This is a genomic window from Pseudomonas sp. GW821-FHT02H06 (assembly GCF_059421525.1).
This window is the reverse complement of record NZ_JBWKVD010000002.1, coordinates 515,623-529,195: the sequence shown is the minus strand read 5'-3', so window position 1 is coordinate 529,195 and position 13,573 is coordinate 515,623. Positions and strand designations below refer to the sequence as shown.

Here is a 13,573-nt window from a genome sequence, read left to right as displayed (position 1 = left end):
GCAACGTGCGCAGAATTAGGGGACGGGCGCAGTGATTAGTTCAGCGGGGATGAGCCTCTGGATTCCTCCGCATGACACCCACCACCCCTACCCGTCGCCATCCTGACGGAGACACGGCCTTCGAGAAGGCTACTGACTACTGATTTCGCAACCTTTTAGAACCACAGTGCGACACAACAGTCTGTCCCTACACACCTTTCCATCTCATAGGGATCTTCATGATCATCGTTCACCATCTCAATAATTCCCGCTCGCAGCGCATCCTCTGGCTACTCGAGGAGCTCGCCCTGCCCTACGAAATCAAGCACTACCAAAGAGACGCCAAGACCAACCTGGCGCCACCTGAACTGAAAGCCATAAACCCGCTGGGCAAATCACCGGTTATTCAGGATGGTCCTCATGTGCTGATCGAATCCGGGGCTATCGTCGATTATCTGATCCGCCGCCACGGCGACGGCCGCTTGCAACCTGACCCGGCCACCGCAACCTATGACGAATATGTGCAATGGCTACATTTCGCAGAAGGGTCGGCCATGCTGCCGCTGATGCTGAGTCTTTATGTCGGGCGCCTTGGGGAAGCTGGCAAGCCGCTGCAGCCGCGAATCGAATCTGAACTGGCCAACTATCTAGGTTACCTGGAGACCGCCTTGAAACTTACTCCCTACTTGTTGGGTGAAGAAATCAGCGGCGCGGATATCCAGATGAGCTTTATTGGCGAGTTTGCAAAGTCCCAAGGCATGCTGCACGACTACCCAGGCATCTCCGCGTGGATCGACCGGTTCCAGGCGCGGCCGGCCTATGTCAGTGCGGTAAAAAAAGGCGGCGATTACAAGTTCGCAAGCTGAGTACTAAACGCGCAGGCTTGTTAGGTCCTGCCCTGAAAGCTTCTCCAGACGCTCTACAGCTCACGTCAGAGCGCAATCGCAGCCATAAAAAAGCCGTCTTACGACGGCTATTTCAACTCCAACGGGTCATTTAACCAACCAGTTCTCAACCTCGTCGCCGAACTGGCCTTTCCAGGCTTTCAGCAGCTTGTGGTTGCCGCCCTTGGTTTCTACGACCTCACCTGTCAGCGGGTTTTTATAAACCTTCATCTCTCGGGCCTTGCGTGTCTTTTTCTCGGCGGCCACTGGAGCAGACTGCCGACCGCTGGTTCCCTGAGGATCGAGAATGCCGACTATCTCTCTCAAGCTGAAGCCGTACTCACCGAGCAGGCCACGCAGTTTGGTTTCAAATTCGATTTCTTTCTTCAAACCGCTGTCATTTTTCAGGGTTTCAAGTTCGGCAAGCTGGGCTGCGAGCTGTTGTTCAAGTTTGCGGAATTCAGCAAGGCGGGACATTTAAATCTCCAAGGTCGTTTTGATACGACCGATGTTAGCCGAACGCCGGTAATCAGTCATTCGCCTAGGTATATCTATTCCGCTTCGAATCCTGACGGGCTGCACCCAGCCGGTTTCTCAAGCTTTCTGGCTGAAGCGTTGCTGTAGCCGAGGCGCATCAAGCACAGCGCTCATACGTAAGATAATCATGTGCGCCGGTACCCGTGTGTAGAAAGCCAAACCGCTCATACATCAACCTTGCAGGGTTGTCTGCTCGCACACTCAAGCGCAACTGACTAAAGTCCTGACTCTTGGCATCTAGCGCATACGCTGCCAGCAGCGCTGTTCCAACGCCGCTGCGCCTATAACTTGAATCTACATGGATTGTGCAAAGCTCAGCGCATTCGGGCTGCCGAGTCCAAAGTGAGTAACCTGCGAAATGACCGTTCAAGAGAGCTATGTTTAGCCGATCGAAATTCTCCACCCAGCATGTCAGGTGCTTCTCAAATTGGGAGTTCCAGGAAGCCTCGTGGTCGGGCTCCCAGGAACGGATATAGCTCTGCTCTCCCCGGTAGATGGCCGGGAGATCGGTGACCACTGCTTGTCTTAATATGAGTGTCATTTCCTGCCCTTGGAGTGTGTCGCCCGTCCGCTCTCTGAGGCTAAAACTTGCTTAGAACACGGGCTCACTTTGAGCGACGGCGTTCGTTGATGATCACAGGCTCTGCTGTAGCTCTCTACCTTCGGCTGCGGTGATCAATATTTAAGTGAAGAATTCAACCCCACCCCCGTCATCTCCTCAATCAGCAACACCATCGACGCCGTGTACTCGACATTCGATCGCGTCACAATCTCATAAGGCTCGCTAGTGGACTGAATCGTCAGCGCCAGTTTCACCAACATACCGTGCTCCACCGCCATTTGAGCGACGTCGTTCGGCATGACGGCTACCAGATTCGGATCCTTGAGCAGCAGCGACAACGTTGTGAAGGTCGACGAGGTTTCGATCGCGTAAAGCGGAAAGCTCAGCCCCACCTGGCGGAACTCGCGCTCCAAGGTCAGGCGCATGGGCATGTTGACTGGGAAGACTACCCAGCGGCTGTCCATCAAGTCGTCCAACTGCAGCTTCGGCGCATGTGCGAGGCGATGCGCCGGATTCGCCACCACCACCAGCGGTTCCTGTGCGCGGAAGCGGGTTTGATAAGCGCCCGGACGCGGGCTCACGCTGGTTCGGCAGATCGCAACGTCCAGCCTCCCCTGATCCAGCAAGCTCAACAACCGCGAACTGGTGTCTTCGACGATGGAAATTGACAACTCCGGCTGTTTGTCACGCAGTCGCGCCAGGCTGTCCACCAGCGTCGGCACGGCGCCCATGATGGTGCCGATGGCCAGGCGCCCGCCTTGTCCTTTGAGGATGCCGACCATTTCTTCGCGAAGGTGCTCAAGGTCGGTGTGAATCAAACGGGCATAACGAATCACGCAGCGGCCAAGATCGTTGGCCTCCAGACCCTTGCTCGTGCGCTCGAAGAGGCTTGAACCGAAAACCGTCTCGATTTCCTGCAACGCCTTGGTGGCGCCCGGTTGCGACAGCGCCATGATCTCGGACGCCTTGCGCACCGAGCCATGCTCGTCGAGGGCAATCAACAGGCGCAGCTGCTTGAGTCGCAGGCGAGACACCATGGATGAGAAGGACGGCAGCATGGGTATACCTAAAGGTTATCGCCTGGGTCGTAACTCTCATTAGGCAGCAGCAGGCTGGAAATTTAAAGTGGCCTCAACCATAACAACAAGCCGAGGCCTCACCATGCGTTTAATCCAGTTTGAAGATTCCACGGGCCAGCGTCGTGTTGGCGTGGTCGAGGGCGACTCGATTCAGGTGGTCAACGGCACATCCAGCACGCGCACCCTTGCCCTCGCCGCCATTGCCAATGGCCACAGCCTGCAGCAAGAAGTCCAGAGCGCAGGCACCTCACTGAGTGCCGAAAGTTATACCCATCTATTGGACACAGGCCGCGTCCTGCCGCCACTGGACCATGAAGACCCGGCGCACTGCCTCATCAGCGGCACCGGCCTGACTCACCTGGGAAGCGCTTCGACTCGCGACAAGATGCACCAGGAAAAAGCCGACAATCAGGCTGAGATGACGGACACCGCGCGGATGTTCCAGTGGGGCATCGACGGCGGCCGCCCGGCAGCCGGTGCTGTGGGCGCGCAGCCTGAGTGGTTCTACAAGGGCGACGGTTCGATTGTGGTACGCCCGAATCAGGCCTTCCAGTCGCCCGAATTCGCTGAAGATGCGGGCGAAGAACCCGAGCTGACCGGCCTCTACGTGATCGGCCATGACGGCAAGCCCTACCGCCTGGGCTTCGCCTTGGGCAACGAGTTCTCCGACCATGTCATGGAGCGCCGCAATTACCTCTACCTGGCCCACTCCAAGCTGCGCAACTGCGCCTACGGGCCAGAGCTGCGCGTCGGTGATCTGCCCCGACACCTGGCGGGCACCAGCCGGATCTGGCGCGACGGCAACGTGCTCTGGGAAAAAGAGTTTCTCAGCGGCGAGGACAACATGTGCCACAGCCTTGAGAACCTGGAGTATCACCACTTCAAGTACATCCAGTTCATGCGCCCGGGCGATGTGCATGTGCACTTCTTCGGCACGGCCACCCTTTCAGTCGCGGACAACGTCAAAACTCAGCCGGGTGATCGGTTCGAGATCAGCATGAACGAGTTCGGAAAGCCGCTATGCAACAGCATCGAAGTCGCGCCTTCTGCGTTCAATATTGGAGACGTGAGGTCGCTGTGACAGGTCAGGCCCTGCATCGGGCCTTTAGCAAGGGATGCATTTCATAATAAACATAAGAGTGAGATGAACATGACCACTGGCAATGTACAGGCCGTTACGCCTGCTGCTTCGACGAGTGCCACGAGCGCCCGTCCCACCACGGTGCGGTGGAGGATATTCCTGCTTCTGCTGCTCCTGTCGGCCATCAACTACATCGACCGGGCGTCGCTGTCCGTTGCGCTGCCGTTGATCTCCGCTGATTTCAACATGACGCCGGCGCTGGAAGGCTTGATGCTCAGCGCGTTTTTCTGGTCGTATGCGCTGATGCAGATCCCTGGCGGCATGCTGCTCGACCGTTTTCAGACCCGCAACATTGTCGGCATTGCCACCATTGGCTGGGGCCTCTTTCAGGCCTTGGCGGGCGGCGCGCACAACTGGATCACGCTGCTCATCACGCGCATCGGTCTGGGCGTCGCAGAGTCACCGATCATGCCGGCCGGGGCCAAGCTCAACGGTGCCTGGCTCACGCCCAATGAACGCGGACGCGGTGCGACCCTCGTCGATGGCGGCGCACCGCTGGGCACTGCATTGGGCGCCATCCTCATCGCGGGATTGATCACCTGGTTTGGCTCCTGGCGGATCGCATTCGTCATCGCGGGTGTCGGCACCATGGTCGTAGGCGTCTGGGCGTGGTGGTACATCAGAAACCACCCCAGTGAACATCCCAAGGTCAATGCCGCAGAACTGGCGTACATCACCGACGCCAATGAGGCGGCCAGGAAAGCAACGGGCGGGCGCAAGGCGATCCTCAAGGAATTGCTCAAGAGCCGTTCCGTGCTGGCCATGTTCGCGGGCTTCGCTTGCTACAACAGCGTGTTTTACGGCCTGCTGACCTGGATGCCGAGCTACTTGCACCAGGCCCATAACCTGGACATCAAGGCCATGGGCGGCGCGACCTTTCTGATCTTCATGTGCGGGTTCATCGGCGAACTGTTTGGCGGCTGGGTGGCAGACAAATGGAAAGCGGCCGGCGGTCAACCCAACACGGTCATGCGCAGCATGTTCGCAGGCTCCGCAGCCATTGCCGCCCTATGCATTCTCGCCGTGGCTTATACCAGCGACGCCATCGCTGTCATCTCGCTGCTGTGCGTCGCGCTGTTTTTCATTCGCTGGTGCGGCATGTACTGGTGCCTGCCCGCGATCCTCGGCGGCCAGTCCAAAGCGGGCGTGTTGGGCGGCAGCATGAACTTCTGCGGGAACATGGTCGGCGTGATTGTGCCCATCCTGATTGGCCTGATCGTGCAGTACACCGGTTCGTACTTCCTGGCGCTGATCTTCTTCGTCGTCATGGCGTCCGGGCTGATGCTGTTCTCCAGCCTGATCGATTACCGCGAGCGTGGATTGGCCTGACCTGCCCTGCTCTCCCCATTCCCATTGCGCTCAATGAATAACCGAGGCAATCGTCATGCAGCTCATAACTACAACAGGCAGCGACACCGCTGCCAATGCCGTGATCAGACTCAACGTGCTGGACGATGTGTTGATCGCGCGGCAACCGCTGGTCAAAGGTCTGGTGCTTCAAGCCGAAGGTATCGAGGTGCTGGAGCCTGTGCCTTCCGGTCACAAAGTCGCGGCGCGCCATATCGACGTGGGCCAACCCGTGCGCCGCTACGGCCAGATTATCGGCTTCGCGAGCCAGCCCATCGAAGCGGGACAACACGTTCATGTCCACAACGTCGCCATGGGGGATTTCTCTCGGGACTACGCGTTCGGTGTCGACGCCAAAGGCAGCCCTGCCCCGACCGCAGAGACGTTCATGGGTATCGTGCGCGCCGATGGCCGTGTGGCCACTCGCAATTACATCGGCATTCTGACGTCGGTCAATTGTTCCGCGACTGTGGCGCGGGCGATTGCCGACTACTTTCGCCGCGACATTCACCCTGAGGCGCTGGTTGAATACCCCAACGTCGACGGCGTCGTCGCGCTCACCCACGGCGTGGGCTGCGCTGTCGACCCGGGTGGCGAGGCACTGGCTATGTTGCGCAGGACGTTGGGGGGCTATGCCGTTCACCCGAATTTTGCCTCGGTGCTGATGATCGGCCTGGGTTGCGAGACCAACCAGATTCCCGATCTGCTGGCGGCCCAAGGCCTGACCAGCAGCCATTCGCTGCGCACGTTCACCATTCAGGGCACCGGCGGCACGTCGAAGACCATTGCCAGTGGCATCGCCCAAGTGAAGTCATTGCTGGTAGAAGCCAACAACGTCAAACGCGAACCCGTCAGCGCCAGGCACCTGATCATCGGCCTGCAATGTGGTGGATCCGACGGCTACTCGGGCATCACGGCCAACCCGGCCTTGGGCAATGCGGTCGATCGCCTGGTGGCGGCTGGCGGCACCGCGATTCTGTCGGAAACGCCGGAGGTCTACGGCGCCGAACACCTGCTGACCCGTCGCGCCGTCAGCCAGACGGTCGGTGAAAAGCTCATCGCCCGTATCCACTGGTGGGAGGCCTATTGCAAGCGAATGGACGCCGAGCTGAACAACAACCCTTCTGCGGGCAACAAAGCCGGAGGCTTGACCACCATTCTGGAAAAATCCCTGGGTGCCGTCGCCAAGGCGGGCTCTACCGATCTGGTGGATGTCTACGAATACGCTGAAACCGTCAGGGCGCACGGCCTGGTGTTCATGGACACCCCCGGCTACGACCCGATCTCCGCCACCGGCCAGGTCGCCGGCGGCGCCAACCTGATTGCCTTCACCACGGGGCGCGGTTCGGCGTATGGCTGTGCGCCCTCGCCGTCCATCAAGCTCGCCACCAACAACCGTCTCTGGGAAACCCAGGAAGAAGACATGGACGTCAACTGCGGCGGAATCGCCGACGGCTCCATGACCATCGAAGAACGCGGCGAGTACATCTTCCGCATGATGCTGCGCATCGCCTCGGGTGACAAAAGCAAAAGCGAACAGCATGGCTATGGCCAGAACGAGTTCGTGCCGTGGCAGATCGGCGCCATCACCTAAGACTTTGCATCCCCCTTTTGCATCCCCTTCGACACGCCGGCTCCCGTCGTCCAGCACGACGCGGAGCCGCTTCATTTAGCGGGCTTCCCGTCTCGCAGATTCATTACTCATCCAAACAGGAAACCTGACATGACTCAGATTCTTGGTCTGAACTATATCGGTGGGGACAGTGGCCATGGTTTGTAACCCGTACCTCAGGCGCTTTGAGCAGTAGGAACAGTCTGATGTGAAGCTTCCAGCTCCCGTACGAGCGGCAGTACGTGTTCACCGAAATACGCCACTTCCTCCTGAAAGTGCAGAAATGCAGAGAGCACCAGATCCACGCCCACGGCTTTCAACGCCACAATGCGCTCCGCAATCTGTTTTGGCGTTCCAATCAGATTCGTTTTAAACCCGTCATTGTATTGAACCAGGTCTTCAAACGTGGACTTGGCCCAGTTGCCCTCGCCTTCAGGGCTGGCCTTACCGGCCTGTTTTGCCGCATCGCCGAAGGCATTTACGGCTTCCGGGTCAGCCTGATCGATGATGTCCTGAAGCACCGCGCGCGCTTGCTCTTCGGTTTCGCGAGCGATGATGAACGCGTTGACGCCGATCTTCACTGAATGCCCGTTGGCCGCTGCCTTCGCGCGAATATCATCCACCTGCGCCTTGATACCTTCTACCGTGTTGCCATTGGTGAAGTACCAGTCAGACACGCGTGCAGCCATGTCGCGGGCGGCACGGGAGCTGCCGCCCTGAAAGATTTCAGGATGAGGTTGCTGAATGGGTTTGGGACGCAGCGTGTAATTGTGGAAGCGATAGAAATCGCCTTTGAAGGTGAAGTTGTCGGTTGTCCAGATGCCTTTCAACGCCTGGATGAACTCTTCCGAACGACGGTAGCGCTCGTCATGCTCCAGCCATGGTTCGCCAATGGCCTGGAATTCACCTTTGAACCAACCACTGACGATGTTGATCGCCACACGGCCGGCCGTGAGTTGATCGATTGTCGCCAGTTGCTTGGCAACCACGGCGGGCGTCCAGGGCCCGGGAAGGATGGCGGCAATCACCTTGAGTTTCTCGGTCGCCGCCAGCAATGCATGGCTGAACGCAACAGACTCATGCTGGTTATCGGCGCCGTATCCGGCGGTGAAACGGATTTGCGTGAGCCCGTATTCAAAGCCCGACTTTTCAGCAATTTGCGCCAGCTTACGGTTGTAATCGATGCCCCAGTCGGTGCGCTGCTCGATCTTACTGACGACCAAACCGCCGCTGACGTTAGGTACCCAGTATGCGAATTTAATTGCGTTCTGACTCATCTACCGATCTCCAAATAGAGCAAGGGAGCCGCCCGGCGTGGTCGCCAAGTACGGTGTGCCCACCTTCCTGCCATAGAAATAGCAGCAACTGTGCCAGTTGTTTATTTACTGCAATTTCAACAGGTTAACGACCGGGTCAGGGGTTTGGATTTGTCGGCCAACACCGTTTTGCTGAACAGGTGTTTCCAGGCAAACAGTTGTGTTTCCCGCACGCCGCGAAACCCTGTCGCAGGGCAGCCAGCGAAACAGCACAACTGTTGATGCATCAACAGTTGTGCCCGCTCATTCAACGGATTCACCGAGAATAATCGGCCCGATATCGTTCGGCATGGAGCATGCAAAGCGGGTGTATCAAAGCCGCCAGCACCGGACAGCTTTCATCATCACGGGATTTCCCATGCCTGACACGCCGAACAATCCGCTTTCTCTGGGTACCGACTACGAAGCACTGGCTAATCGTTTTCGGCCGCTGTTCCAGCACATTGCAGCGGGCACCGTTGAGCGAGAAAACGCTCGTACTCTCCCATACGAACCCATCAAGTGGCTCAAACAGGCCGGGTTCGGCGCTGTCCGAGTGCCCACAGAATATGGCGGCGCCGGCGCTTCTGTTGAGCAACTGTTCGAGTTGCTAATCGAATTGGCCGAAGCCGACTCCAATATTCCGCAATCCCTCCGCGGCCATTTTGCCTTCGTGGAAGATCAACTGAATTCGCCCCCGACGGCCGAACGCGAGGCATGGTTTCGGCGCTTCGTTGAAGGCGATCTGGTGGGTAACGCCTGGACAGAAACAGGGACTGTGAAGCTCGGTGAAGTCATCACCAAAGCGATTCCGGACGGAGCGCAGTTTCTGTTGAGCGGGAAAAAGTACTACAGCACCGGCAGTCTGTTTTCAGACTGGATCGATGTGTACGCGCAGCGCTCGGACAATGGTGCCGACGTTATTGCAGTGGTGGATGCCCATCACGCCGGCGTACAACTAAGCGATGACTGGGACGGTTTCGGCCAACGCACTACAGGCAGTGGGACCTCAGTGTTCAATAACGTTCCGGTTCCCGCTACACACATCATCCCCTTCGAAAACCGTTTTAAATATCAAACCGCGTTCTATCAACTGGTATTGCTTGCCGTATTGGCGGGCACAGGTCGGGCGATAGAACGCGACATTACCCAGCAGATCCGCGAGCGCACACGCGTTTACAGCCACGGTAATGCCAGCCGCGTCAGCGCCGATGTCCAGATCCAGCAGGTGGTGGGCCAAATTTCCGCTCAGGTTTACGCTGCACAGGCCACCACTCTTCGCTCTGCAAGACCGTTGCAGCAAGCCTATGAAGCTCGCTTTTCGGGGAACCCCGAGGCAGAGCGAACGGCAAACATTGCAGCAGAAATCGAAACGGCGAAAGCACAGGTCGTCGTCTCTGACCTCATTCTGCGAGCCGCTACCGACCTGTTCAATGCGCTCGGCGCCTCAGGCATCAGCGTCAATAAAGCCCTGGATCGACACTGGCGTAACGCGCGTACCGTTGCGTCCCATAACCCGCTCATCTACAAGGCGAAGATCGTCGGTGACTGGAGTATCAACGGCACCGAGCCACCCTATGTCTGGCAAATCGGGCAGGGAGAGCCGGAGGCCAGGCCGCAATAAACGGCGACCCACCCCAAACCCCGAACGTATTCTGCTCAGCCCGCGAGGCGGCCCGTCTATTCCTGCGTACCGGTCATCTCCAATCCCCTGACGACGTTGCTCAGATTGATCAGCGTCATCCAGCGCACCTGATCACCCTTGCCGATGCTCACCAGGCTGCGCAGGCGGTCGTTGACCGAACCCCTGACTCTGACGCTCTGCTCCCAACCCTCGGGATGCTCGGAGGCCGGATGGGTGAAGGTTTCAATGGAATCGGTCCGGTTGACCACCAGCCCGAAGCTATTAAGCTCGCCCTTGACCAGCAGTACCCGCTCCAGCCTATTGTCGGGAGGCGTTCCGCCTTCTATCAGACTGCTCAGGCAGACCAGCGGAATCTGTTCGCCACGTAAATTGAAACTGCCCAGCAAATGGGTTTCCTGTTGCGCGAAGCGGACAAAGTGCTCAGGCATATCCAGGATTTCCAGCACTTGGTCCAGCGGCACCACGAACGGCTGAGAAGCCTGGAACACCAGGCACGTCTGGTTCATCTGCGCGAGGCGAGAGCCCAGCGCGTCCTGGATCGGCGGACTGGTCTGGTAGATCCGGGCGAAACTGAGCGTCTCCTGTCGCTCCACCAGCGCGCGATGTTCCAGCAACAGCGCCTGTTCTCCGTTTTCCAGGCCGACGACACCGGCAAACAGCGCGGGCTCCCGTAACCCATAACGCGGCAACGGCAGGATTTCATGAGCACGCTTGCGCACGATCGAGATCATTCGGTCATAGGTCAGACCGATGCGATAGCCTTCCTGCGAGGTCAACACCAGCAATTGGGTCTGGTTGCGCGCCTGCTCGGTCGCGGGGCATTCAATGCCCAGTACCCGGTTCAGGTTCAAGGCAGGCACATCCACGCCACGCCGGTTCACCACCCCCAGGCAATAGTCGCCCCCCAGCTTGCTGGGCAGCATCTCCGGTCGGTCCACCAGCTCGGTGATCGCCTTCGCGTCCACGGCGTAGCGCTTTCCTTCGCACTCGAACAACAGCAAGTGATGCAGCTCCCGGGCGGGGTCCTGAACCTGCTTCTCCTGGTTTACATCCCCGGAGTGCGCAGTCAAGACCTGGGGCAAGCCGCACAGTGCTTGCAGATCGAGCCGGTAGATCATTCGCTCACTGTCCAGCAGCGCGAGTTCGGGCAGCAGCGCAACCGCGGTGCCCTCCCCGCTGAGCCGGCACAGGTTTCGCGGCTCGACCTTCATCACATCACTGACGCCGCTGACCGCAATGCCCAGGCGTCGACCTTGATGATTGACGATGGCGACCATCTCCATCGGATCATGAGAGGAGACGTCATGCTCACCGAGCAACGACCGCAGTTCGATCAGCGGCAGCGCCCTCCCGCGCAGGCTGAACATGCCGAGCAGCGCGCCGCCTTGCTGCGGGTGAGGCTGCAGCCGGGCGGGCCAGTTGATCACCTGTTCCAGTGCGTGGGCGTCGATCGCGACTTCCATCCCGGCGATTTTGACGACCCCAAAAGCCAGGGCGTCGCTCACAGGCTTTCAACCTGGCCTGGCACGCTCACGCCTTTGCCCAACCCGGTCGCCAGCTTGATACGGTTGAGCTCGCCGATCAGTTCGGCTACCCGCTCAGCCAGATGATGCTGTTCCTGAGTGGCCGCGCCGATGGTCGTCATCGCGCCATTGGTTTTTTCGACACCGGCCACGATCCGCTCGAACGCACTGCCCGCGCTGCGGGAGATCTCGCTGCCGGAATTGATGCGGCGGACCGTCTCCTGAATCAGTTTGTTGATTTTGGTGGTGGCCTGGGAGGATTTTTCAGCCAGCTTGCGCACTTCATCCGCCACCACTGAAAAGCCCAGTCCATGTTCACCGGCCCGTGCCGCTTCGATCGCTGCGTTGAACGCGAGCATGTTGGTCTGGCCGGCGATCGTACTGATCACCTCAATGATTTCCTGGATGTCTTCGGCCGACTTGCCGATGGTGTCCATCGCCGCGGACGCCTCGTTGAGGGTCTGGGAGCCGCGCTGGGCTTCATCCTGGGTAATGCGTGCCTGATCGTTGGCGTCGCCGGTGGTTTTGACCACTTCGGCAATGGCCTGCATCAGGCGGGTGACTGACTCATCCATGGCCTGGGTCTTGGCTTCAATGGCTTCTTCCAGCTCGACCTGGGCGGTAATGTCGGTGGCGAACTTGACCACCTTGTAGGGTTGCCCCACCGCGTTGAACACAGGATTGTAGGTGGCCTGAATCCATATTTTCTGCCCGTATTTGCTGATGCGCATGAAGCGACCTGTGAAGAACTTGCCGCTGCTCAGGGCGCCCCAGAACTCACGATAAGGCGTGGTCTTGACGTACTCGGGTTCACAGAACAGCGAGTGATGGCGGTCCTTCAATTCCTCCATCCGGTAACCCACCAGATCGAGAAAGTTAGCGTTGGCCGAGAGAATATTGCCGCTCAGGTCGAATTCGATCACGCCCTGGGCGCGGTTGATGGCGTTGACCTTGCCTTCGTGCTCCATCGTCCGCAGTTTGGTCTCGGTGACGTCGGTGGCGAACTTGACGATCTTGTAGGTCTGCCCCTGGGCATCAAGAATCGGGTTGTAGGACGCTTGAATCCACACATCCCGACCGTCCTTGCTCAGGCGCTTGTACTCGTTGGAGTCGTATTCCCCCTTGCCGAGTTTCTCCCAGAACTCGCGGTAAGCCAGAGAAGCCGCGTATTCGGGTTCACAGAACATGCGGTGATGTTGGCCCACGACTTCTTCCAGGCTGTAACCCATGGCCGCGAGAAACTTGCTGTTGGCGTTCAACACATAACCTTCAGGCGTGAACTCGATCAACGCCTGGGAGCGCTCGATTGCAGCGATTTTGCTTTCCCATTCGGCATTGCGATTGCGCACTTCCGTGACGTCGCTGGCAAATTTGACGATTTTGAAAGGCTTGCCGTTGTTGTCCATTACCGGGTTGTAGGTAGCCTGCAGCCAGATCTGGCGCCCGTCCTTGGCCTGACGTTGGTACTGACCGGCGTCAAACTTACCGGTGCCCAGCTTCTCCCAGAACATCAGGTATTCCTTGCTGGTCGCATAGTCGGGCATGCAAAACAGCCGGTGATGGCGCCCACGAATTTCCTCGATTTCGTAACCCATGCAATCGAGGAAGTTCTGGTTGGCGTACAGCACGTTGCCCTGCAGGTCGAATTCGATGACGGCCTGGGAGCGGTCGATGGCGCTCAGGAGGGAGTTCAAGTCAGCGCCGGCCTGGGCAAGTTCGGCAGCAGGGTTTGATCGGTTGTTCATGGGGCAGGTCCGCTAATTGGAGTTGGATGGGCGGGGTTCCTTCCCTGAAAGTAACAAGCAGCAGCTATTCACTTTCCAGCGTTCGAGCGCGTCGCCTGAGATGAAGCTCGGGGAAACTCGGCTTGCGTTGTTCGCTGACCAGGCAACAATCGGCGGGCCTGGCCAGTACAAAACGTGCGTGCTGGCCTATTCGCATCGGCAGCAAATGGGATGAACTTGAGCCC

Annotated in this window: 11 protein-coding genes; 5 read left to right on the top strand and 6 right to left on the bottom strand. The window is 58.6% G+C overall.

What is annotated here, in order from left to right; all coding sequences use genetic code 11:
* Positions 1-218: 218 nt before the first annotated feature.
* Positions 219-845 (top strand): glutathione S-transferase family protein, encoded by a 627-nt coding sequence (locus AC07VF_RS05505; RefSeq protein WP_282367843.1) that lies wholly within the window; start codon positions 219-221, stop codon positions 843-845.
* Positions 846-971: 126 nt separating this feature from the next.
* On the opposite strand, the gene AC07VF_RS05500 is transcribed toward AC07VF_RS05505, so the two are convergent.
* From AC07VF_RS05500 to AC07VF_RS05490, 3 genes are all read right to left on the bottom strand, one after another.
* Complete coding sequence (locus AC07VF_RS05500; RefSeq protein ID WP_282367842.1) at positions 972-1,340, bottom strand: histone-like nucleoid-structuring protein, MvaT/MvaU family; 369 nt, start codon at positions 1,338-1,340, stop codon at positions 972-974.
* Between the two features lie 157 nt (positions 1,341-1,497).
* Positions 1,498-1,941, bottom strand: a complete 444-nt coding sequence (locus AC07VF_RS05495) for a GNAT family N-acetyltransferase (protein ID WP_495009335.1) — start codon at positions 1,939-1,941, stop codon at positions 1,498-1,500.
* 134 nt (positions 1,942-2,075) lie between these two features.
* Positions 2,076-3,020: a LysR family transcriptional regulator gene (locus AC07VF_RS05490; RefSeq protein ID WP_495009336.1), complete on the bottom strand. Its 945-nt coding sequence runs from the start codon at positions 3,018-3,020 to the stop codon at positions 2,076-2,078.
* Between the two features lie 103 nt (positions 3,021-3,123).
* Between AC07VF_RS05490 and araD1 the strand changes: the two genes are divergently transcribed.
* From araD1 to AC07VF_RS05475, 3 genes are all read left to right on the top strand, one after another.
* Entirely contained in the window at positions 3,124-4,122 is a 999-nt protein-coding gene (araD1, locus tag AC07VF_RS05485; protein WP_495009337.1) for an AraD1 family protein, read from the top strand.
* 69 nt (positions 4,123-4,191) lie between these two features.
* A complete protein-coding gene (locus AC07VF_RS05480) occupies positions 4,192-5,511 on the top strand; it encodes an MFS transporter (protein WP_495009338.1) in 1,320 nt (439 codons plus the stop codon).
* 55 nt (positions 5,512-5,566) lie between these two features.
* Positions 5,567-7,123, top strand: coding sequence for a UxaA family hydrolase (locus AC07VF_RS05475; protein WP_495009339.1), 1,557 nt, complete (start codon positions 5,567-5,569; stop codon positions 7,121-7,123).
* Positions 7,124-7,317: 194 nt separating this feature from the next.
* Here the strand turns inward: AC07VF_RS05475 and sfnG are convergent, their stop codons facing one another.
* Positions 7,318-8,418 carry a dimethylsulfone monooxygenase SfnG gene (gene sfnG / locus AC07VF_RS05470; protein ID WP_495009340.1) on the bottom strand — a complete coding sequence of 367 codons (1,101 nt, stop codon included), beginning with the start codon at positions 8,416-8,418 and terminating at the stop codon, positions 7,318-7,320.
* A gap of 397 nt (positions 8,419-8,815) precedes the next feature.
* Between sfnG and AC07VF_RS05465 the strand changes: the two genes are divergently transcribed.
* A complete protein-coding gene (locus AC07VF_RS05465; protein WP_495009373.1) occupies positions 8,816-10,060 on the top strand; it encodes an acyl-CoA dehydrogenase family protein in 1,245 nt (414 codons plus the stop codon).
* Between the two features lie 56 nt (positions 10,061-10,116).
* Here the strand turns inward: AC07VF_RS05465 and AC07VF_RS05460 are convergent, their stop codons facing one another.
* Positions 10,117-11,586 carry a chemotaxis protein CheW gene (locus AC07VF_RS05460; protein ID WP_495009341.1) on the bottom strand — a complete coding sequence of 490 codons (1,470 nt, stop codon included), beginning with the start codon at positions 11,584-11,586 and terminating at the stop codon, positions 10,117-10,119.
* Positions 11,583-13,349 (bottom strand): PAS domain S-box protein, encoded by a 1,767-nt coding sequence (locus AC07VF_RS05455; protein ID WP_346626085.1) that lies wholly within the window; start codon positions 13,347-13,349, stop codon positions 11,583-11,585. The genes AC07VF_RS05460 and AC07VF_RS05455 overlap by 4 nt, the downstream gene beginning before the upstream one ends.
* Positions 13,350-13,573 lie beyond the last annotated feature (224 nt).